The organism is Streptomyces sp. NPDC048416 (assembly GCF_043200435.1).
Classification (GTDB): domain Bacteria; phylum Actinomycetota; class Actinomycetes; order Streptomycetales; family Streptomycetaceae; genus Streptomyces.
The window spans coordinates 312,593-332,538 of record NZ_JBICXU010000002.1 but is presented as its reverse complement, the minus strand read 5'-3'; the positions used below and the strand labels follow the sequence as shown (position 1 = coordinate 332,538).

At 72.6% G+C, this 19,946-nt stretch carries 21 protein-coding genes; 9 read left to right on the top strand and 12 right to left on the bottom strand.

Annotated features, from left to right (window positions below; translation table 11 throughout):
* Window positions 1-145 precede the first annotated feature (145 nt).
* Genes ACGFW5_RS04290 through ACGFW5_RS04280 form a run of 3 tightly spaced genes read left to right on the top strand, consistent with a single transcriptional unit; the run spans window position 146 to window position 3,163 of the window.
* Window positions 146-1,423: a magnesium transporter MgtE N-terminal domain-containing protein gene (locus tag ACGFW5_RS04290; protein WP_393832631.1), complete on the top strand. Its 1,278-nt coding sequence runs from the start codon at window positions 146-148 to the stop codon at window positions 1,421-1,423.
* Window positions 1,410-1,985 (top strand): DUF1003 domain-containing protein, encoded by a 576-nt coding sequence (locus tag ACGFW5_RS04285; RefSeq protein ID WP_393832630.1) that lies wholly within the window; start codon window positions 1,410-1,412, stop codon window positions 1,983-1,985. The genes ACGFW5_RS04290 and ACGFW5_RS04285 overlap by 14 nt, the downstream gene beginning before the upstream one ends.
* A gap of 44 nt (window positions 1,986-2,029) precedes the next feature.
* Complete coding sequence (locus ACGFW5_RS04280; protein ID WP_393832629.1) at window positions 2,030-3,163, top strand: Mrp/NBP35 family ATP-binding protein; 1,134 nt, start codon at window positions 2,030-2,032, stop codon at window positions 3,161-3,163.
* Between the two features lie 82 nt (window positions 3,164-3,245).
* Here ACGFW5_RS04280 and ACGFW5_RS04275 read toward each other — a convergent pair whose 3' ends face one another.
* From ACGFW5_RS04275 to sigE, 5 genes are all read right to left on the bottom strand, one after another.
* Window positions 3,246-3,926 carry a hypothetical protein gene (locus tag ACGFW5_RS04275; RefSeq protein ID WP_393832628.1) on the bottom strand — a complete coding sequence of 227 codons (681 nt, stop codon included), beginning with the start codon at window positions 3,924-3,926 and terminating at the stop codon, window positions 3,246-3,248.
* Window positions 3,927-4,078: 152 nt separating this feature from the next.
* On the bottom strand, window positions 4,079-4,528 hold the full coding sequence (locus ACGFW5_RS04270) for a sec-independent translocase (RefSeq protein WP_393832627.1): 450 nt from the start codon (window positions 4,526-4,528) through the stop codon (window positions 4,079-4,081).
* A gap of 183 nt (window positions 4,529-4,711) precedes the next feature.
* On the bottom strand, window positions 4,712-6,589 hold the full coding sequence (locus ACGFW5_RS04265; protein ID WP_393832626.1) for a trypsin-like peptidase domain-containing protein: 1,878 nt from the start codon (window positions 6,587-6,589) through the stop codon (window positions 4,712-4,714).
* A gap of 87 nt (window positions 6,590-6,676) precedes the next feature.
* Entirely contained in the window at window positions 6,677-7,675 is a 999-nt protein-coding gene (locus tag ACGFW5_RS04260; protein ID WP_393832625.1) for an anti-sigma factor family protein, read from the bottom strand.
* Window positions 7,672-8,448, bottom strand: a complete 777-nt coding sequence (gene sigE / locus ACGFW5_RS04255; protein WP_393832733.1) for an RNA polymerase sigma factor SigE — start codon at window positions 8,446-8,448, stop codon at window positions 7,672-7,674. Before sigE ends, ACGFW5_RS04260 begins: the two co-directional genes overlap by 4 nt.
* Window positions 8,449-8,613: 165 nt before the next feature.
* On the opposite strand from sigE, the gene ACGFW5_RS04250 reads away from it, so the two are divergent.
* Window positions 8,614-9,279 carry an O-methyltransferase gene (locus ACGFW5_RS04250; RefSeq protein WP_393832624.1) on the top strand — a complete coding sequence of 222 codons (666 nt, stop codon included), beginning with the start codon at window positions 8,614-8,616 and terminating at the stop codon, window positions 9,277-9,279.
* A gap of 524 nt (window positions 9,280-9,803) precedes the next feature.
* On the opposite strand, the gene ACGFW5_RS04245 is transcribed toward ACGFW5_RS04250, so the two are convergent.
* Window positions 9,804-9,971 (bottom strand): DUF3117 domain-containing protein, encoded by a 168-nt coding sequence (locus ACGFW5_RS04245; protein WP_003966491.1) that lies wholly within the window; start codon window positions 9,969-9,971, stop codon window positions 9,804-9,806.
* A 321-nt stretch (window positions 9,972-10,292) separates the two neighbouring features.
* Between ACGFW5_RS04245 and ACGFW5_RS04240 the strand changes: the two genes are divergently transcribed.
* Window positions 10,293-11,093 (top strand): enoyl-CoA hydratase/isomerase family protein, encoded by an 801-nt coding sequence (locus ACGFW5_RS04240; protein WP_393832623.1) that lies wholly within the window; start codon window positions 10,293-10,295, stop codon window positions 11,091-11,093.
* A gap of 61 nt (window positions 11,094-11,154) precedes the next feature.
* On the opposite strand, the gene ACGFW5_RS04235 is transcribed toward ACGFW5_RS04240, so the two are convergent.
* On the bottom strand, window positions 11,155-11,736 hold the full coding sequence (locus ACGFW5_RS04235) for a DNA-3-methyladenine glycosylase I (RefSeq protein ID WP_393832622.1): 582 nt from the start codon (window positions 11,734-11,736) through the stop codon (window positions 11,155-11,157).
* Window positions 11,733-12,149, bottom strand: coding sequence for a DivIVA domain-containing protein (locus tag ACGFW5_RS04230; RefSeq protein ID WP_393832621.1), 417 nt, complete (start codon window positions 12,147-12,149; stop codon window positions 11,733-11,735). Before ACGFW5_RS04230 ends, ACGFW5_RS04235 begins: the two co-directional genes overlap by 4 nt.
* A gap of 112 nt (window positions 12,150-12,261) precedes the next feature.
* Here ACGFW5_RS04230 and folP point away from each other — a divergent pair, with 112 nt between their 5' ends.
* Window positions 12,262-13,146 (top strand): dihydropteroate synthase, encoded by an 885-nt coding sequence (gene folP / locus ACGFW5_RS04225; RefSeq protein ID WP_393832620.1) that lies wholly within the window; start codon window positions 12,262-12,264, stop codon window positions 13,144-13,146.
* A 232-nt stretch (window positions 13,147-13,378) separates the two neighbouring features.
* Here folP and ACGFW5_RS04220 read toward each other — a convergent pair whose 3' ends face one another.
* The gene (locus ACGFW5_RS04220) at window positions 13,379-14,143 is read right to left on the bottom strand and encodes a TIGR00730 family Rossman fold protein (RefSeq protein ID WP_393832619.1); all 765 of its coding nucleotides are present in this window, start codon (window positions 14,141-14,143) and stop codon (window positions 13,379-13,381) included.
* A 243-nt stretch (window positions 14,144-14,386) separates the two neighbouring features.
* Window positions 14,387-15,466: a succinyl-diaminopimelate desuccinylase gene (dapE, locus tag ACGFW5_RS04215; RefSeq protein ID WP_393832618.1), complete on the bottom strand. Its 1,080-nt coding sequence runs from the start codon at window positions 15,464-15,466 to the stop codon at window positions 14,387-14,389.
* Window positions 15,467-15,524: 58 nt separating this feature from the next.
* On the opposite strand from dapE, the gene ACGFW5_RS04210 reads away from it, so the two are divergent.
* The gene (locus ACGFW5_RS04210) at window positions 15,525-16,445 is read left to right on the top strand and encodes a hypothetical protein (RefSeq protein WP_393832617.1); all 921 of its coding nucleotides are present in this window, start codon (window positions 15,525-15,527) and stop codon (window positions 16,443-16,445) included.
* Between the two features lie 301 nt (window positions 16,446-16,746).
* Entirely contained in the window at window positions 16,747-17,205 is a 459-nt protein-coding gene (locus ACGFW5_RS04205) for an ATP-binding protein (protein ID WP_393832616.1), read from the top strand.
* 76 nt (window positions 17,206-17,281) lie between these two features.
* Here ACGFW5_RS04205 and dapC read toward each other — a convergent pair whose 3' ends face one another.
* On the bottom strand, window positions 17,282-18,382 hold the full coding sequence (gene dapC, locus ACGFW5_RS04200; RefSeq protein WP_393832615.1) for a succinyldiaminopimelate transaminase: 1,101 nt from the start codon (window positions 18,380-18,382) through the stop codon (window positions 17,282-17,284).
* A gap of 103 nt (window positions 18,383-18,485) precedes the next feature.
* Window positions 18,486-18,806, bottom strand: coding sequence for a ferredoxin (gene fdxA, locus ACGFW5_RS04195; protein WP_018845645.1), 321 nt, complete (start codon window positions 18,804-18,806; stop codon window positions 18,486-18,488).
* Window positions 18,807-18,947: 141 nt separating this feature from the next.
* Between fdxA and ACGFW5_RS04190 the strand changes: the two genes are divergently transcribed.
* Entirely contained in the window at window positions 18,948-19,943 is a 996-nt protein-coding gene (locus tag ACGFW5_RS04190; protein ID WP_393832614.1) for a GNAT family N-acetyltransferase, read from the top strand.
* The last annotated feature ends 3 nt before the right edge of the window (window positions 19,944-19,946 follow it).

Sequence of the window (19,946 nt, the reverse complement as noted above, 5' to 3'; positions counted from 1 at the left end):
CCTACCCGCACGGTCCGCGCCGCCGGCCAGGGCGCCGGACGGACGACCCGCAAGGGCGTACCGCGCGGCCACCGGCTAGCCTGAAGCCCTTGTCCCGGGGTGAATCGCGGCACCTCGGACACCCGGAACAGAAGGAGGCGCACACATGGCGGCAGGCGCCCCCCGGGTCTTCGTCTCGCACCTTTCCGGTGTCGCCGTCTTCGACCCCAACGGTGATCAGGTCGGCCGGGTGCGCGATCTGGTGGCGATGCTGCGGGTCGGCCGCAGGCCTCCCCGGATGCTCGGCATCGTCGTCGAAGTGGCGAGCCGGCGGCTGATCTTCCTGCCGATGACCCGGGTCTCCGGGGTGGAATCGGGTCAGGTCATCACCACCGGCGTGGTCAATCTGCGCCGGTTCGAGCAGCGCCCCACCGAGCGTCTGGTGCTCGGTGAACTCCTCGACCGCCGGGTCACCCTGGTCGAGAGCGGCGAGCAGGTCACCGTCCTGGACGTGGCGATCCAGCAGCTGCCGGCCCGCCGCGACTGGGAGATCGACAAGGTCTTCGTACGCCGCGGCAAGGCGGGCGCGCTGCGCCGCAAGGGCGAGACGCTGACCGTGGAGTGGTCGGCCGTCACCGGGTTCTCCCTTGAGGAGCACGGGCAGGGCGCCGAGAACCTGGTCGCCACCTTCGAGCAGCTGCGCCCGGCCGACCTCGCCAACGTCATGCACCATCTGTCGCCCAAGCGGCGCGCCGAGGTGGCCGCCGCCCTCGACGACGACCGGCTCGCCGACGTCCTTGAGGAGCTGCCCGACGACGACCAGGTGGAGATCCTGGGCAAGCTGAAGGACGAGCGGGCCGCCGACGTCCTGGAGGCGATGGACCCGGACGACGCCGCCGACCTGCTCTCGGAGCTGCCCGAGGAGGACAAGGAACGCCTTCTCACCCTGATGCAGCCCGACGACGCGGCCGATGTGCGCCGGCTGCTCTCCTACGAGGAGCGCACGGCGGGCGGCCTGATGACGACCGAGCCGATCGTGCTGCGGCCCGACGCCACGGTCGCCGACGCCCTGGCCCGGGTGCGCCAGCAGGACCTCTCACCGGCGCTCGCCGCGCAGGTCTATGTGTGCCGGCCGCCCGACGAGACGCCGACCGGCAAGTACCTCGGCACGGTGCACTTCCAGCGGCTTCTGCGCGAGCCGCCGTTCGCGCTGGTCAGCTCGGTGGTGGACAGCGATCTGAAGCCGCTGCCGCCGGACGCGTCGCTGCCCTCGGTGACCAGTTTCCTCGCCGCGTACAACATGGTCGCCGCGCCCGTGGTGGACGACAGCGGCTCGCTGCTCGGCGCGGTCACCGTCGACGACGTACTGGACCACCTGCTGCCGGACGACTGGCGCGAGACGGAGTTCCACGGGCCGGAAGGGGTGCCGGATGGGAGGCACTGACCGGACCGAGGAGCGCACCCGGGCCAGCGGCGCCAGCGCCCTGCCGCGCAGCCGCACCCGGCTCGACCAGCCGCGTGCGCGGCGCGTGCGGCTGCTCCCGGAGTGGGACCCCGAGGCGTTCGGCCGGTTCAGCGAGCGGATCGCGCGCTTCCTCGGCACCGGGCGCTTCATCGTCTGGATGACCCTGATCATCATCCTGTGGGTCGCCTGGAACATCTTCGCGCCGGGCAGCCTGCGCTTCGACAACTACCCGTTCATCTTCCTCACCCTCGCCCTGTCCCTCCAGGCCTCGTACGCGGCGCCACTGATCCTGCTCGCGCAGAACCGGCAGGACGACCGCGACCGGGTCACCCACGAGCAGGACCGCAAGCAGAACGAGCGCTCGATCGCCGACACCGAATACCTCACCCGGGAAATCGCGGCGCTGCGCATGGGCCTCGGCGAGGTGGCCACCCGCGACTGGATCCGCTCCGAACTCCAGGACCTGGTCAAGGAGATGGAGGAGCGCAGAAACGTATTCCCGCCCGAGCGCGCCCACGGACGTGACGAAGGCGACCGCTGACAGGGCTTTCCGTACGGTGCGGTAGGCGCCGTACCATCGACCGTATGGCTACGGAAGACGCGGTGCTTGAGGCACTGGCGACGGTGAACGACCCCGAGATCCACCGACCCATCACTGAACTCGGCATGGTCAAATCGGTGGAGATCGGTGCGGACGGGGCGGTTGCCGTCACGGTGTACCTGACCGTCTCCGGCTGCCCGATGCGCGAGACCATCACGAAGAACGTGACGGAGGCGGTCGAGCGGGTCGAGGGCGTCAGCCGCGTCGACGTGACGCTCGACGTGATGAGCGACGAGCAGCGCAAGGAGCTGGCGTCCGCGCTGCGCGGCGGCACCGCCGAGCGCGAGGTGCCCTTCGCCCAGCCCGGCTCGCTGACCCGCGTCTACGCGGTGGCCTCCGGCAAGGGCGGCGTCGGCAAGTCCTCGGTGACGGTGAACCTGGCGGCCGCGATGGCGGCGGACGGCCTGAAGGTCGGCGTCGTGGACGCCGACATCTACGGCCACTCCGTGCCGCGCATGCTGGGCGCCGACGGCAAGCCCACCCAGGTCGAGAACATGATCATGCCGCCGTCCGCGAACGGCGTGAAGGTCATCTCCATCGGCATGTTCACGCCGGGCAACGCGCCCGTCGTGTGGCGCGGCCCGATGCTGCACCGCGCGTTGCAGCAGTTCCTCGCCGACGTGTACTGGGGCGACCTGGACGTGCTGCTGCTCGACCTGCCGCCGGGCACCGGCGACATCGCGATCTCGGTGGCCCAGCTGGTCCCGAACGCCGAGATCCTGGTGGTGACCACCCCGCAGCAGGCCGCCGCCGAGGTCGCCGAGCGGGCCGGCTCCATCGCCGTGCAGACCCACCAGAAGATCGTCGGCGTCGTCGAGAACATGGCGGGCCTGCCCTGCCCGCACTGCGACGAGATGGTCGACGTGTTCGGCACCGGCGGCGGCCAGAAGGTCGCCGACGGCCTGACCAGGACGACCGGCGCCACCGTGCCGGTGCTGGGCTCCATCCCGATCGACGTCAGGCTCCGCGAGGGCGGCGACGACGGCCGCCCCGTCGTCCTGTCCAACCCGGACTCCCCCGCGGGCGCCGCGCTGCGCGCCATCGCGGGCAAGCTGGGCGGCCGCGCCCGCGGCCTTTCGGGCATGTCGCTGGGCATCACCCCGCGCAACAAGTTCTAGTTCCCGTACGCCCACGGCAGCGGCAAGGGGCGCCCCGCGACAGCGGAGCGCCCCTTTGCGCGTGCCCGCGGCACGCACCGGCTCACTCGTACGAGGCGATGTCCTCGACCACCGAGAACGCGAGGCCGTAGGCGCTGAGGCCGCGCCCGTAGGCGCCCAGGTGCACGCCGCTGCGCGCCGAGCCCGCGAGGACCCAGCCGAACTCGGACTCGCGGTAGTGGAACTCGGTCGGCTCGCCGTCCACGGGCAGCGAGAGCGTCGACCAGTCGGGGCCCGCCAGATCGTCGGCGAGCTCCCAGGCCGTCTCGGTCTGCTGGTCGAGCCAGTCGCCGCGCAGCACGTGGTCCATCTGCGCGGGCCAGGTGAAGGACAGCAGGCCCGACCCGGCGAGCCACGCGGCCGAGGAGACCGAGGTGGCCTCCAGGACACCCGTGCCGTCCCCGCTGCGGCGCACCGGGTTCGCGGGAATGCTCACGACCACCGCGAACCGCTCCCGCTCGGCCGTGGCCGCCGCGTCGGGCCGTGTCGACGGCTCGTCGCCGTGCCCGATCGAACCGTGCTGCACGGTCCCGTCGGCGGCCAGGGCCACCTGCATCAGCCAGCGCCGGCCGGTGAACGCCTCGTCGAGGCCGTACCAGGGGAAGGGCGCGCGCAGAAAGCCGTCGACCGTACGCCGGGCCCCCGGCACTCCCTCCGGTGTGGTCTTGGCGCCCTGAGGCGCCTCTTGAGCGGACTGCCCCGCTGCCCGGCTTGTCGTCTCCATCTGCCCGGCCGCCTCCTAGATCAGTAGCGTCCGGAGCGGCCCGCCCCCCTCGGGCGTCCTGGCTTCCGGACAGATGGAGAATAGCCACCTGATCGCGGCTCGCCGGAAAAGCCCATGTGGGATTGGCGTGTATCAGCGTGTACGAGCGCTTGTCAGGTGGCGTCGGCGTCGAACGGAGGACGCTCGCCCGGGTCGAGCCCCTGGCGCTTCTTCACCAGGTCCGGGCCGCCCGAGCCGTTGACCGACCCGTTGGCGGCGGCCGTGGCCGGGGCCGACTCGCGGCCGTGCACGGCGTCCGCGACCTCTTCCATGTCCTTGCGCAGGTCGAAGCTGCTGCGGATCTCCTTGAGACCCAGGTCGTCGTTCTCCATCAGCTGCTTGCGGACGAACGTCTTGGGGTTCAGGTCCTCGAACTCGAAGTCCTTGAACTCCGGGCCGAGCTCGGCCCGGATGTCCTGCTTGGCGCTCTCGGAGAAGGAGCGCACCTTGCGGATCACGTTCGAGACGTCCTGGATCAGCTTGGGCAGCTTGTCCGGGCCGAAGATGAGCACGGCGAGGATCGCGAGGGTACCCAGCTCCATGGGCCCTATGTCAGTGAACACCCGCTGCTCCTCGTGTTCTCAGTGCTCGCGGTCCCGGCGCCCGTTCGGTCTCAGCTCCGCGTCCCGTCATGGACCGCTCCACGGTACCCGGCCGAACTGTCGACGCGGTACCTCCGGGGTGACCATTGGACATCGGAACAGGGCCGATCGCGCGGGAACCGCCCGTACGGCGGCGTCCCGGTCTCAGGACGCCGAACCGAGCGTGAGGGTCAGCTCCCGCTGCTTGCCGCCCCTGAGCACGGTCAGACCCAGCCGGTCGCCGGGGCGGTGCGCGCGGATCTTCACTATCAACTCCTCGGCGCTGTGCACCCGCTGGCCGTCCACCTTGGTGATCACGTCCTGCGCCTCGATGCCGGCCCGTGCGCCGGGTCCTTCGGGGACGACGGCCGGCTTGCCGTCGCTCGCCTTGTCGCCGACGCGGGCACCGTCGCCGCTGTACTTCATGTCGAGCGTGACACCGATCACCGGGTGCGTGGCCCGGCCCGTGTTGATCAGCTCCTCGGCGACCCGCTTGGCCTGGTTGACCGGTATGGCGAAGCCGAGCCCGATCGAGCCGGCCTGGCCGCCGCCTTCCGTGCTGCCGCTCCCGGCGGACCGGATGGCGCTGTTGATGCCGATGACACGCGCCTTGGAGTCGACGAGCGGGCCGCCGGAGTTGCCCGGGTTTATCGGAGCGTCGGTCTGGAGCGCGTCGACATAGCTGACGTCACTGCCGTCCCCGCTCTCGCCCCCGGCCGTGATCGGACGCTCCTTGGCGCTGATGATGCCGGACGTCACCGTGTTGGAGAGGTCGAAGGGCGCGCCGATGGCCACCACCGGGTCGCCGACCATCACGTTGTCGGAGTTGCCGAGCGCCAGGGGCTTCATTCCCGCCACGCCGTCCACCTTGACGACCGCCAGGTCGTACCCGGCGTCGCGCCCGACCACCTCGGCGGCGGCGCTCTCGCCCCCGCTGAACGTCACGGAGATCTTCCCCGAGGTGCCGGCGGGCTGCACGACGTGGTTGTTGGTCAGGATGTGTCCCGCGTTGTCGAGGACGAAGCCGGTGCCGGTGCCGGACTCGCTGGCGCCGGTGACATGGATCGTGACCACGCTCGGCAGCGCGCTCGCGGCGATCCCGGCGACGCTGTCCGGCGCACGGCCCTGCGGCTCCTTCCCGGCCTGCGGGAGGTGCACGCTGGTGATCCCGCCATTGCGCTCCACGTACGCCCCTACGCCGCCGCCGATGCCTCCGGCGACCAGCGCGAGCAGCACCGCACCCGCCAGCAGCGCGCCGCGCCGCCGCTTCCTCGGCTCGGGCCGGCCGGCCGAACCGACCGGCCCCAACGGCGTGCCCGGCATGCCCGGCTCGCCCCAGGGGTCGTACTTCGCCCACTGCGGCGCCGCCGCGGGCTGCAGCCCGGCCTGCGGAGGGACGGCGTACGGGGGGTGGGGCGGCGTGGGTGCGGTGGGGGTGGGGGCGTGGGGCGTCGGCGCGTGGGAGGTCGACGCGTGGGGCGCGGGTGCCTGCGGTACGGGTGCCTGGGGCACGGATGCCTGGGGCGCGCTGTAGGTGGGCTGTGGGGGCAGCACGGTGCCGCCGGGCGGCGTGGGCACCGGGCGCTGCACGGGCGGCGCGGGCGCCCAGGGCCCGGGCCCGCCGTAGGGCGGGGTGCCGTAGGGGTCAGGCGCGTGCAGGGGGCCCCGACGCTCGGTCTGCGGTACGCCGGGGGCGGCGGAGGCCGGGTGGCTGGACCCCACCTCCGGTGCCGGCTCGGGTGTCGGCTCCTCGGACGTCGGCTCGGGGTCCGTCGGCTCGGGGTGCGTCACCTCTGAGGCCGGCACCGCCTCCGCGTGCCCGGGCTCGGAGCCGGATCCGGCCCCGGACCCCGGCGGCGGCCCGTCCGCGGCTGCCGCCGGCGGGGCCAAGTCGTACGTGTCGGCCTCCGCTTCGGCGGGGTCTGCGGCACCCGGCGTCACGACGGCGTCGGCCGGGGCCGGGGGCTCGCCGGGCCGGGGGTGGTCGATCTGCGGACGGCTCCACCATTTGGGCCTCGGCCCGGTGGGCTTCTGCTCGTTCATGCTCTCCCCGCAACTGACCCCGCGTGCTCCGACGAGCACCCCTCCCCCGGATTCAACCAGGTCGCCGGGGACGACGGCAGGGCGCGGTCAGCGCCGGGCGGAGAGCGGCAGTCCGGAGGCCTGGGGGGCCGCCATCAGACTCACCGGCGCCGAGGAGACCGCGGGCCGGGCGACGGCGAGCACACCGCTGGACAGATCCGTCGTGGTGAGCGGGAGCGTCGCGACGGCCGGTCGTATCAGCGGGGGCAGGGACGAGCCGTTCAGGCGGCCCATGGGAAACGCGCCGCCCAGCGGCCGCACCGGCCCGTGCTGCCCCGGCATGGCGTCGAGGGCGCGGAAACCCGGCGGGACCGGGGCCCCGGGCTGGGCGGACATGGCGGACACCAGCTGAGCGGTGGCGCCGCCGCGGCGACGCTCCTCGGCGGGACCGCTGCTGCTCGATGCCGGGCTGCCCGGACGGAGCGGCACGACACTGCTGCCGCCGCCCGCGGCTCGGGCCCCGGAGGACGAGCCGAGCGGAAGGGTGCCGCCGAGCGCGATGGCCGCGAGGGACACGGCACTCGCGGCGGCGAACGCGAATCTGCGCCCGCGCCAGGGCGAGCTTGAGCGGTCCTGCTCGGATCTGCCCACCTCGTGGATGCGGAAGCCGCCGGCCAGCGCGTCGGGCAGGACCGTGGCGTGGGAGCCTGCCGGTACATAGCCGAAGTCGCCCGACCGCGGAGCGCGCGGGTCCACGGAGCCTTCGGCGGCGGGACTCGGCGCCCCGAGCCCCGCGAAGAACGCGTCGGCCCGGCGCCCTTCGGCGAACGGCCCGCCGGGACCGTCGTCGTCACGCCCTCTTCCCACGGAGCCACCGGGCAGCCCCTGGAGCCGGGCGAGGAAGCCCTCCGACGGGGGCGGCGGGGCCGCTTGGGCGAAGACGTTCTTCAGGGTGCGCTGGGCATCGGCCTCGGCCTTGCACTTGGCGCAGGTCGCCAGGTGGGACAGGACCCGCTCGCGGGCGTCGTGGTTCAGCTCGCCGTCCACCAGGGCCGCGAGCCGGTCCCCGAGGTGCTGTTCGGCCGGGGTGGGACTCGTGCCACTCACGCCATCCCCTCTCCGGCCACCCCGAGCGCTCCCGGCGCCACCCCCGCCAGCGCACGCTGCTGCTCGGCGCGGGCTTCGGGCGAACGGTGCTGGAGGGCCTTGCGCAGATGGGAGCGGCCACGGTGGATCCGGCTGCGGACGGTGCCGAGCTTCACTCCGAGGGTGGCCGCGATCTCCTCGTAGGAGAGACCTTCGATGTCGCACAGGACGACGGCCGCACGGAACTCGGGCGCCAGCGTGTCGAGCGCCTGCTGCACGTCGGCGTCGAAGTGGGCGTCGTTGAAGGCCTGTTGGGGGTTGGGCTCACGGCTGGGCAGCCGCTCCGCCGCGTCGTCGCCGAGCGCGTCGAAGCGGATGCGCTGACGGCGGCGGACCATGTCCAGGAAAAGGTTGGTGGTGATGCGGTGCAGCCAGCCCTCGAACGTGCCGGGCGTGTACGTCGACAGGGAGCGGAAGACACGGACGAAGACCTCTTGCGTGAGATCTTCGGCATCGTGCTGATTGCCCGTCAGGCGGTAGGCCAGGCGGTAGACGCGGCCGCTGTGCGTGCTGACGATCTCCTCCCACGTAGGGGGAGTCCACGCCTGGGAATCCGCGTCGGCGAACGTCGCGGTAGTAGCGGAGCTGGTAGCGCGGGAACGGTCAGCAATGTTGGTCACGGATTTCGGCTCACCCACCGACCTGAGGAAGCGCCGCAGCACTCCTCCCCGATCCACAGGCGCAGCCGCACCTCCCCTGTCGGCTCTGGTGGTGTCCAGCGGAGCCCCTACCATAGCCACCTCGCCCGTTAGCTCCGGATAAGAATCTTTACGTGCATTTGGGGTCGGCTTCCGCCCCTGTTCCGTGATCGCGCCCATGTGCTCCCCCCGCGGTTCCCCTGTCCTGCATAACGCGCGGTCCCATCTGCGGGTTCCCGACTCCAGCGGATACAGTCACCGTTGCGCCAACCAAGGGGACAGGAGAGGGCCATTACCGCCAACCGGCAGACGAGCTGGGCGTTCGCCGACGCCTTTGTCGCCGAGGACGACGCGCTGCGCTGGGCCCGGGACCGGGCGCGGGACGCAGGCCTGCGTTCGGTGTCCCCGGGGACAGGCGCCGCGTTGCGGCTGCTCGCTGCCACCGCGGACGCCAAGGCGGTCGCCGAGATCGGCACCGGAACCGGCGTCTCCGGCATCTATCTCCTGCAAGGCCTGCGGCCGGACGGCGTGCTGACCACCGTCGACCCGGAGCCGGAGCGCCAGCAGTTCGCCAAGCAGGCGTTCCGCGCGGCGGGCTTCGCGACGAACCGGGCCCGCTTCATTCCGGGCCGCGCCCTGGACGTGCTGCCGAGGCTCGCGGACGGCGGGTACGACCTGGTCTTCTGCGACGGCGACCGCCTGGAGTCGCTCGACGTGCTGGCTGAATCGTTGCGTCTGCTGCGCCCCGGCGGGATCGTCTGCTTCGAAGGCGTCTTCGCCGACGGCCGTACGGTCGACTCGGCGGCCCAGCCGGCCGAGGTCCTGCGCCTGCGGGAGCTGCTGCGCGCGGTGCGCGAGAGCACGGAGCTCGTGGCGTCGCTGCTGCCGGTCGGCGACGGACTGCTCTGCGCGGTACGGCGAGGCTGACCCGCCCGGCACGAATCAAGGCGCGCCGCGGCCCCGCCATGGCCCCACCGCGGCCCGCATCACGCCGGACGCACCACGGCCCCACACCACGCCCGGCACGAACCAGGGGGGCACACCGCGCCACCGTGGCCCCACCGAGGCCCGCATCAACCCGGGCACGACCCCGAGCGCACCACGGCCCCGCACCACACCCCGCACGAACCAGGGGGCGCACCGCGCCACCGTGGCCCCACCGAGGCCCGCATCACCCCGGGCACGACCCCGGACGCACCACGGCCCCGCACCACACCCCGCACGAACCAGGGGGCGCACCGCGGCCCCGCCATGGCCCCACCCGACGCCCGGCCCTCAGCCGTACCCGCACAGCCCGCACAGGACATGCCCTCACGCGCCGCGGCCGCACACCCGCACCCGGCCCGCGCCCGCCCCCACGGCGGCCCCACGCACAACACCGCCCCGGCACGGCATGCACTGTCGTGCATACCGAACCGGGGCGGCGAAGAGTCTGGGTCGAATCCGCTACCTCAGCCGACGACCTTCTTCAGGGCATCGCCGAGGGCATCGGCCTCGTCCGGAGTCAGCTCGACGACAAGCCGACCGCCGCCTTCGAGCGGAACGCGCATGACAATGCCCCGCCCCTCCTTGGTCACCTCGAGCGGGCCGTCGCCCGTCCGCGGCTTCATGGCCGCCATGCTCGTTCCCCTTCCTGAAACCAGCTCATCGTCAGCCGACGGCCCCCGGGATTGGGCACGCGTCACGGCATCGAACACATTGCTTCCAGGTCATTATCCCGCATCGCAGGACCCGATGACCAACATCGGTCCGCATCGCTTGAGCAACGCGCTCTATCAAAACCACCCAATTCGGCGATCCGCCTGCGATACTTCGCCGCCGCGGGTTCCCCGAAGCGGCCCGATTGTTTGACGCAGGTCACATGCCCAGCGCTCGTGATCTCCGCCATGCTGAGCGGATACGACGACCGAGAAGCATCCGCGACGGAGGGGACCCCCACCATGGCCGACACCGTGCTGTACGAGGTGAGCGACGGGCTCGCGACGATCACGATCAACCGGCCCGACGCCATGAACGCCATGAGCACGGAGGCGAAGGTCGCGCTCCGCGAGGCGGTGCGGGCCGCCGCTTCGGACCCCGCGGTGCGGGCCGTGCTGCTCACCGCGACCGGCCGGGCGTTCTGCGTCGGGCAGGATCTCAAGGAGCACGTCGCCTCGCTGACGGCGGACCGTGCGGCGGGCACCGGGCAGACCATGAGCACCGTGCGCGAGCACTACAACCCGATCCTGACGGCGCTCACCGAGATGCCCAAGCCCGTGGTGGCCGGCGTCAACGGGGTGGCGGCGGGGGCCGGGCTCGGGTTCGCGCTCGCGGCGGACTACCGCGTCGTCGCGGACACCGCCTCGTTCACCACCTCGTTCGCCGGGGTCGCGCTGACCGCCGACTCGGGCGTCTCGTGGACCCTGCCGCGCCTGATCGGCCAATCCCGCGCGGCCGATCTGCTGCTGTTCCCGCGTTCGATCTCCGCCCAGGAGGCGTACGAGATCGGCCTGGTCAACAAGGTCGTACCGGCCGACGAGCTGGCCGCTGCGGCCCTCGCGGTGGCGCGCACCCTGGCCGAAGGACCGACGGTGGCGTACGGCGCCCTGAAGGCCTCCCTGGCGTACGGGGCGGGCCACACGCTCGCCGAGACGCTGGAGAAGGAGGACGAGCTCCAGGCGATGGCCGGGGCGTCCGAGGACCACGCCATCGCGGTGGCCGCGTTCCTCGCCAAGGAGAAGCCGAAGTACGTCGGCCGCTGAGCGCCGGTCCCGTGCGGGGCGGTGCTCAGGCGCCGCCCCGCGCCACGCGGTCGGTCCGTGCTCAGGCACCGCCCCGCGCCACGCAGTCGGCGAGGTGGTCGTCGACCAGGCCGCACGCCTGCATGAGGGCGTACGCCGTGGTCGGGCCGATGAAGCGCAGACCGCGCTTCTTCAGGGCCTTGGACAGGGCCGTGGACTCGTCGGTGACGGCGGGCACCTCGGCGAGGGTGCGGGGGGCCGGGCGGGTGGCCGCGTCCGGCGCGTGGGACCAGATGAGGGCGTCGAGCTCGCCGGGCGACCAGGTGGCGAGCGCCTGCGCGTTGGCGACGGTCGCCTCGATCTTGAGGCGGTTGCGGATGATGCCCGCATCGGCCAGCAGCCGCTCCTTGTCGGCCTCGGTGAACTTCGCCACCGCCGCGATCTCGAAGCCGGCGAAGGCGCGCCGGAAGCCCTCCCGGCGGCGCAGGATCGTGATCCAGGAGAGACCCGACTGGAAGGCTTCGAGACAGAGCCGTTCGTACAGCGCGTCGTCGCCGTGCACCGGGCGGCCCCACTCGCTGTCGTGGTACGCCACGTAGTCCTCGGCGGAGAGGCCCCAGGGGCAGCGCAGCCGGCCGTCGGGGCCGGGGATCGCCTCGCTCATCGCTGGGGCTCCTCGTCGGAAGGCTCGGCCTCGGGGTGGCCCTGCGTGGTGCCCTGCGAGGTTCCCGGCATGGTGCCCTGCGTGGCGCCCTGCCGGGCAGCCGCGGGCCCCTGCCGGCCCTGGCCGGCCGCCGCGGACTGGAGCTCGGCGATCCGCTCGTCACGCTCGGCGAGCTCCGCGCCGAGCCGGCTCAGCACGTCGTCGACGTCGGCCATCCGGTAGCCCCGCAGCGCCACCGGGATGCGCAGCGCCTCCACGTCGGCCCGGGCCACCGGGCGGTGCTCGGGCAGCGGGTCCACCAGGTGCTCCGGCTCGGCCTCGGGCAGCACCCCGGCGTCGTCTCCGCCGCCCACCACGGCGAGGGTCACGGCGGTGACCACGACGACCATCGCGATCAGCAAGAACCAGAACACGAGCGAGCCTCTTCCCGACGCCGGAAACTGTCGGGTCCGATCGTGCCATGCGGCACTGACAGTTAGGGTCGCAGGCGGACAACGGCCCGGACCACAGCAAAGGACACAGGGGATGCACAGCGGAACGGACCGCGGGACGCTGCGGCTTGGCGGGCGCGAATTCACCGCGTACGAACCGGTGATCATGGCGATCGTGAACCGGACCCCCGACTCCTTCTACGACCAGGGCGCCACCTTCCACGACGAGCCCGCGCTGGCCCGCGTGGAGCAGGCGGTCGCCGAGGGCGCGGCCATCATCGACATCGGCGGGGTGAAGGCGGGCCCCGGCGAGGAGGTCACGGCCGAGGAGGAGGCGCGGCGCACGGTCGGTTTCGTGGCCGAGGTGCGCAAGCGGTTCCCCGACGTCGTCATCAGTGTGGACACCTGGCGGCACGACGTCGGCGAGGCGGTCTGCGAGGCCGGGGCCGATGTGCTCAACGACGCCTGGGGCGGCGTCGATCCGTTGCTGGCCGAGGTCGCGGCGCGCTACGGGGCGGGCCTCGTGTGCACGCACGCGGGCGGTGTCGAGCCGCGCACCCGGCCGCACCGGATCGCGTACGACGACGTGATGGCGGACATCCTGCGGGTCACCGTCGGCCTGGCCGAGCGTGCGGTGGAGCTCGGGGTGCGGCCGGACGGCATCATGATCGACCCCGGGCACGACTTCGGGAAGAACACCCGGCACAGCCTGGAGGCGACGCGGCGCCTCCAGGAGATGGCCGACACGGGCTGGCCGGTCCTGGTCTCGCTGTCCAACAAGGACTTCGTGGGCGAGACCCTGGACCGGCCGGTGAAGGAGCGGGTGATCGGGACGCTCGCGACGACGGCGGTGTCCGCCTGGCTCGGCGCCCGGATCTACCGCGTGCACGAGGTGGCGGAGACCCGGCAGGTGCTCGACATGGTGGCGTCCATCGCGGGCCATCGCCCGCCGGCGGTGGCCCGCAGGGGACTCGCCTAGGGGGTGTCTGGTGGATCAGGGTCGGTCAGGGTGCGGCGCCTGGTGCGGTGCATCGCAAGGCGCCGGAACGTCGTGATAGCGGAGCTATCGGGGCGTTTCGGCAACGCCGCGAGGTGCCGTGCCAGGCGCCGCACCCCCGGCCATGATCCACCAGACACCCCCTAGGGGGCGCGCGCCGGGCCCCGCCGGGCCGGCGGGACTGTCAAGGCACGGCCCAGGGCGGCCTGTCCGCTCAGGCTCCGCCCGTCTCCTTGGTGACGAGGGCGACCGCCTCGTCCACGTCGTCCGTGACGTGGAAGAGCAGCAGGTCGCCCTCGGATGCCTTGCCCTGGGCGATCACGGTGGTGCGCAACCAGTCCACGAGCCCGCTCCAGTACTCCGTGCCGAACAGCACGATCGGGAAGCGGGTGACCTTGCGCGTCTGGACCAGCGTCAGCGCCTCGAACAGCTCGTCCAGGGTGCCGAGTCCGCCCGGCAGCACCACGAATCCCTGTGCGTATTTGACGAACATGGTCTTGCGGACGAAGAAGTACCGGAAGTTGATCCCGATGTCGACATGCGGGTTCAGCCCCTGCTCGAAGGGGAGCTCGATGCCGAGCCCGACGGAGACGCCGTTGCCCTCCCGCGCGCCCCTGTTCGCCGCCTCCATCGCGCCGGGTCCGCCACCGGTGATCACGGCGAAGCCCGCGTCGACCAGGGCGCGTCCGATCCGTACGCCCGCCTCGTACTCGGGTGAGCCGGCCGGCGTGCGGGCCGAGCCGAACACACTGATGGCGCTGGGCAGTTCGGCCAGCGCGCCGAAGCCCTCGACGAACTCCGACTGGATGCGCATGACCCGCCAGGGGTCGGTGTGCACCCACTCGGAATCGCTCTCGGTGTCCAGGAGACGCTGGTCCGTGGTGCCGGCCTGCACCTGATCGCGGCGGCGCAGTACCGGTCCGAGCCGCTGTTCGAGCCGCTGCTCCGCCGGAAACGGTGCTCCCTCGGGGTTGGCCATGCCGTGCTCCCTCCGCTGACGATGTTGCGCGTGCTCAGCCAGGGTAGGTCGCCGAACGTTACGAATGGCGGAATTCCGGCGGGCCACACCCTGGCCGAGGCCCTGAACGACAGGCGCTCACGCCGTGCGCGGGCCGTCGGGACACCGACCCGGCGGCCGGGGCCGCCCCACGGGGTTGCCGCCGGGACACGGCCCGGCGCCCGGGGCCGCCCGGAGGGGTTGCCAGGTCGCTCTGCCCCGGCCTCAGTCGGTCAGCCAGGCCCGCAGCCGCTGCTCGCACCGGGTGATCCGCTCGACGACGACGTGCTCGTCGCGCTTGTGGGCCAGAAGCGCGTCGCCCGGCCCGTAGTTGACGGCGGGGATGCCGAGGTCGCCGAAGCGCGAGACGTCGGTCCAGCCGAACTTGGGGCGCGCGGTGCCGCCGACCGCCGCCATGAAGGCCGCCGCGGCCGGGTGCGAGAGGCCGGGCAGCGCGGCTCCCGAGTGGTCGTCGACGACGAACTCGGCGATGTCGCAGTCGGCGAAGACCTCGCGGACATGGGCGAGGGCCTGCTCGCCGGTGAGGTCGGGCGCGTAGCGGTAGTTGACGACGACCGTGCACGCGTCGGGGATCACGTTGCCCGCGACGCCGCCCTCGATGCCCACGGCGTTGAGTCCTTCGTGGTATTCGAGGCCGTCGATCACCGGCCGGCGCGGCTCGTAGGCGGCCAGCTTCGCGAGGACGGGGGCGGCCGTGTGGATGGCGTTGGACCCCATCCAGCTGCGCGCGGAGTGCGCGCGCTCGCCACTGGTCCGCAGCAGGACCCGCAGGGTGCCCTGGCAGCCGCCCTCGACCTCGGTGTCGGAGGGTTCCAGGAGCACCGCGAAGTCGCCGGCCAGCCAGTCGGGGTGGGCCTCGGCGATCCTGCCGAGGCCGTTGAGGTGGGCGGCGACCTCCTCGTTGTCGTAGAACACGAAGGTCAGGTCCCGGTTGGGCGCGGCCACCGTCTGCGCGATGCGCAGCTGCACCGCGACGCCCGACTTCATGTCGCTCGTGCCGCAGCCCCACAGCACGCCGTCCTCGTCGAGCCGTGCGGGCACGTTGCCTGCGATCGGCACGGTGTCGATGTGCCCGGCCAGGATGATCCGCTCGGCCCGGCCCAGGTTCGTGCGCGCCACGACGTTGTTGCCGTACCGGTCGACGGTGAGATGGGCCAGTTTGCGCAGTTCGCGCTCGATGGCGTCCGCCAGCGGCCGCTCGTCGCCGCTCACGGAGGCGAAGTCGACAAGGCGCGCGGTGAGCGTGGGCGCGTCGGCGGTGAGATCCAGGGTGGTGTCGGCCATGCGCCCGACCCTAACTCGACCGCGGGGGCTCTCTTCGCGCTCCAGTACGGTGGGCCCCGTGTCCGAGCCGATCAACCTTCCGCGCCCCTCCCGACGCGGCCGCCTCTTGCGTGTCGGGGCGGCCTTCGCCGTGCTGCTCGCGCTCGCCGGATACCTGGTGGTGCAGTACGTGAGCGGGGGCCCCGGCGCCCCGGAGTGCGTGGCGGGCGCGGGCGACGGGCGGGGTTCGACGTTCGAGCTCGGTCCCGAGCAGGCGCGGAACGCCGCGACGATCACGGCGGTGGGCGCCTCGCGCGGGATGCCGGAGCGGGCGGTGACGATCGCGCTGGCGACCGCGCTCCAGGAGTCGGGACTGCGCAACCTCGACCACGGCGACCGGGACTCGCTCGGCCTGTTCCAGCAGCGGCCCTCGATGGGCTGGGGCACCGCGGAGCAGATCATGGATCCGGTGTATGCGGCCGGGAAGTTCTACGAGCACCTGGCCGAGGTGCCCGGCTACGCGCGGCTTCCGCTGACCGTGGCCGCGCAGGAAGTCCAGCACAGCGGCTTCCCGCAGGCGTACGCGAAGCACGAGCCGGACGCCGCGGTCCTGATGGCCGCGCTGACCGGCCGCGAACCGGCCGCGCTGACCTGCACGGTGGCCAAGAACGCGCAGCCGGGCGACCCGGCGCAGGTGCGCGCGGAGCTGACGAAGGCGTTCGGGGACGGCGTGGCGCCGACGGGGAAGCCCGGGGACACGGGCCGGGACGTCGCCGTGCCGGTGCGGGTCACCGAGGGCGCCGCCGCCTCGGGCACCGGCGGTGAGCAGCGCGGCTGGGCGCTGGCGCACTGGGCGGTCGCCCAGGCCGCGGCCCTGCACATCGCGCAGGTCTCGTACGCGGGCCGCACATGGAGCGCGGAGGACTCCTCCGAGGGCTGGTCCGGCGCGCCCGTGCAGGGCGGCGGTACGCAAGAGGTGCGGATCACCCTCGCACCCTGACCGGGCACCTGTTCGTACCGGCACTCGGCCGGGGGACGGCACTCCTCGCGTGCCGACGGTTCGCACCCGCGTCCGGACGCCGACCCGGAGAATCGTCCATTCCCTTGCGCACCAAGGGATCTGACGGTCAATCAGGAAATGCCCGGGTGAATCATTTGCCCGTTTTTATCCAGAGTAGATAATGCGACGCATTACGAACTCTTTACCCCGGTCCACCGCAACCTCTCCTCCCCTCACGGCGGTTGTCAGGGCGTCCGAACGCCGGACAGCGACACATTTCCAACCCGTCTGAAGGAGCATCATGTCCCTCCCCCTGACCCGTCGGATCGCCCGCGCCGCGCTGCTCATCGCGGCAGGTGCAGCGCCCGTGGTCGGTGCGGCCGGCTCCGCAAGCGCCGTGGAACTCCCCCAGGCCGCGCCGAACCTGAGCGGCCTGACCCAGATGGACCCCAGCTCGGTAAGCAACGCCGTCGACGGCGTGACCCAGAAGGCCACCGGCATGGCCGGCACCACCGGAGCCGCCGCAGTCAAGAAGACCGTGCCGGCGGCGGGCAGGACGGTCGGCCAGACGGGCAAGGTGGCGACCCCCGCCGCGCAGAAGGCGGCCGGTGACGCGGCCGGCAGCGCGGGCGACATCCTCGGCTCGACCGCCAAGACCGCCACCGGAGCCACCGGAAGCGGCCTCCCGACCGGCGGTCTGCCCACCAAGGGCCTGCCGAGCACCGACCAGCTCCCCCTGAAGGGCCTGCCGCTCGGCTGATCCGGCCACAGGTGATGCGAAGGCGCCCGGGGAGTACAAACTCCCCGGGCACCTTGCGCGTCTGCCGCCCCTGCGCCTACCGCGCGAGGCGCTTCACGGCCGCCTCGACGCGCTCGTCGGTCGCCGTGAACGCGACCCGCACGAACCGCTCGCCCGCCGCGCCGTAGAAGTCGCCCGGCGCCACCAGGATGCCGAGCTCCGCGAGGTGCTTCACCGTCTCCCAGCAGCCCTCGTCGCGGGTCGCCCACAGATACAGGCTCGCCTCGCTGTGCTCGATCCGGAAGCCGTGCCCCTCCAGCGCCTCGCGCAGCGCCGCCCGCCGGGCCGCGTACCGCGCCCGCTGCTCCTGTACGTGCGTGTCGTCGCCCAGCGCCGCGACGGTGGCCGCCTGCACGGGCGCGGCGGTCATCATGCCGCCGTGCTTGCGGATCAGGAGCAGTTCGCCGAGCACGTCCGCGTCACCGGCGATGAACGCGGCGCGGTAGCCCGCCAGGTTGGACCGCTTGGACAGCGAATGGACGGCCACGACACCCTCGAAGGTGTCGCCGCACACGTCGGGGTGCAGCACCGAGACCGGCTCCGCCTCCCAGCCCAGCTCCAGGTAGCACTCGTCGGAGAAGACCAGCACGCCGTGCTCGCGGGCCCACGCCACGATGCGCACGAGCTCGTCCTTGGCCAGCACCCGGCCGGTCGGGTTGGACGGCGAGTTGAGCCAGAGCAGCTTCAGGCGGGTGGGGTCGAGCTCGGTGGGGTCGTCGCCGTAGACGACCGGCTCCGCGCCGCACAGCCGCGCGCCGACCTCGTAGGTCGGGTAGGCCAGGCTCGGGAAGGCCACCTGGTCGCCCGCGCCGAGGCCGAGCTGGGTCGGCAGCCAGGCCACCAGCTCCTTGGAGCCGACCACCGGCAGGATGTGGGTGTGCTCGACCGAGCGCGCGCCCAGGCGCTGCTCCAGCCATCCCTTGATCGCGTCCCGCATCGCGGGCGTGCCCCACACCGTGGGATAGCCCGGCGAGTCCGCGGCGCCGGTCAGGGCCTCCTGGACGAGCGCGGGGACCGGGTCGACGGGCGTGCCGACGGAGAGGTCCACGATGCCGTCCGGGTGGGCCGCGGCCGTCGCCTTGTACGGCTCCAGCTTGTCCCAGGGGAAGACGGGAAGGCGTGAGGAGACTGCGCTCACGGAAGGTGCTCACTTTCTCGTACGTACGGTGCTGTGCGACGGCGCCGGGAAACACCACGGCCCCGTACGGCAACTGAGCCGTACGGGGACCGGGGAAGCGCGATCAGCCGTTCTGCGGCGGCAGCGCTGCGATGAAGGGGTGGTCCCGCTCGATCAGGCCGAGCTTGGAGGCACCACCGGGCGACCCGAGCTCGTCGAAGAACTCCACGTTCGCCTTGTAGTAGTCCTTCCACTCGTCCGGAGTGTCGTCCTCGTAGAAGATCGCCTCAACCGGGCACACCGGCTCGCAGGCGCCACAGTCGACGCACTCATCCGGGTGGATGTACAAGGACCGGGAGCCCTCGTAGATGCAGTCGACCGGGCACTCTTCGATACACGCCTTGTCCTTGACGTCGACACAAGGCTGCGCGATGACGTAGGTCACGCTGTCGTTCCTCCTCGATAGGGCGCGGCGGGCCGATCTGCGGCTCCGTCCACGTGGCGCGCGGGAGCGCGGCGTCGTCGATGCCCGCACCTAGTATCTCCGGTTCGGGGCACGATCCGAACAGGAGGGGCGGAGAGACCTGTGGAATTCACCACCGGCGGGCGGCTTGAGGTCCGGATTTCAGCGGCCGATACGGGCAAACGCGTATCAGTCCGGCGCGTGAGCTCCAGTGGAACTCCGGGCTCCACGTTCACGGACACGGTCGGCGTCCTCACCTCCTGGGACCAGGGTGTGTTGTCGATCACACGAAAGAGCGGTGAGACGGTGCGGATCGAGGAGTCCACGCTCGTCGCCGGAAAGGTCGTTCCGGCCGCCCCGGCACGCCGCCGCGGCCCCGCCGCCTCCTTCGACGAGCTCGCGCCGGTCATGGCGCGCGCCTGGCAGCCGCTGGAGAGCGAGCGCCTGGGCGGGTGGACGCTGCGCGCCGCCGCCGGATTCACCCGCCGGGCGAACTCGGCCCTCCCCCTGGGCGACCCGGGCCTGCCCGTGCCGGACGCCCTCGACCGCGTACGCGCGTGGTACGCCGCCCGGGAACTCCCCGCCTACGTCCAGGCCGCGACGGGCGCCGATGGCACCCAGGAACGGCTCTGCGCGGACCTCGAACGCCTCGGCTGGGAGCGCGAGGTGAGCGCCGAGGTACGGATCGCGGCGCTCGCGCCGGTCGGCGACCTGGACGCGGACACCACCCGGGTACGTCTGGCCCGCACGGTCGACGACGCGTGGCTGAGCCGCTATCAGCGCTCGTCGGCTTCGTCGGAGCACGTCCTGAAGGTCCTCGGCAGCGGCCCTTCGGTGTGGTTCGCCTCGGTACCGGGCGAGGGGCCGCTGCCCGCGGCGATCGGACGGTGCGTGGTGGACGGGCGCTGGGCGGGGTTCATGGCGGTCGAGGTGGACCCGGCGCTGCGCCGCCAGGGCCTCGCGAGCGCCGTGATGACCGCGCTGGCCCGCCGCGCCCTGGACGAGGGCGCGTCGGCGGCCTGGCTCCAGGTGGAGACCGACAACGAGGGCGCTCGCGCGCTCTACGGGCAACAGGGCTTCTCCACACACCACAGCTACCACCACTTCCGGTCCCGCTGACCG

What these genes read in the sequence shown, in the direction of transcription:
- ACGFW5_RS04290 (WP_393832631.1), top strand. Translation starts at nt 146, where the DNA reads ATGGCGGCAGGCGCCCCCCGGGTCTTCGTCTCGCACCTTTCCGGTGTC.
- ACGFW5_RS04285 (WP_393832630.1), top strand. Translation starts at nt 1,410, where the DNA reads ATGGGAGGCACTGACCGGACCGAGGAGCGCACCCGGGCCAGCGGCGCC.
- ACGFW5_RS04280 (WP_393832629.1), top strand. Translation starts at nt 2,030, where the DNA reads ATGGCTACGGAAGACGCGGTGCTTGAGGCACTGGCGACGGTGAACGAC.
- ACGFW5_RS04275 (WP_393832628.1), bottom strand. Translation starts at nt 3,926, where the DNA reads ATGGAGACGACAAGCCGGGCAGCGGGGCAGTCCGCTCAAGAGGCGCCT.
- ACGFW5_RS04265 (WP_393832626.1), bottom strand. Translation starts at nt 6,589, where the DNA reads ATGAACGAGCAGAAGCCCACCGGGCCGAGGCCCAAATGGTGGAGCCGT.
- sigE (WP_393832733.1), bottom strand. Translation starts at nt 8,448, where the DNA reads ATGGTAGGGGCTCCGCTGGACACCACCAGAGCCGACAGGGGAGGTGCG.
- ACGFW5_RS04245 (WP_003966491.1), bottom strand. Translation starts at nt 9,971, where the DNA reads ATGGCGGCCATGAAGCCGCGGACGGGCGACGGCCCGCTCGAGGTGACC.
- ACGFW5_RS04240 (WP_393832623.1), top strand. Translation starts at nt 10,293, where the DNA reads ATGGCCGACACCGTGCTGTACGAGGTGAGCGACGGGCTCGCGACGATC.
- ACGFW5_RS04235 (WP_393832622.1), bottom strand. Translation starts at nt 11,736, where the DNA reads ATGAGCGAGGCGATCCCCGGCCCCGACGGCCGGCTGCGCTGCCCCTGG.
- folP (WP_393832620.1), top strand. Translation starts at nt 12,262, where the DNA reads ATGCACAGCGGAACGGACCGCGGGACGCTGCGGCTTGGCGGGCGCGAA.
- ACGFW5_RS04220 (WP_393832619.1), bottom strand. Translation starts at nt 14,143, where the DNA reads ATGGCCAACCCCGAGGGAGCACCGTTTCCGGCGGAGCAGCGGCTCGAA.
- dapE (WP_393832618.1), bottom strand. Translation starts at nt 15,466, where the DNA reads ATGGCCGACACCACCCTGGATCTCACCGCCGACGCGCCCACGCTCACC.
- ACGFW5_RS04205 (WP_393832616.1), top strand. Translation starts at nt 16,747, where the DNA reads ATGTCCCTCCCCCTGACCCGTCGGATCGCCCGCGCCGCGCTGCTCATC.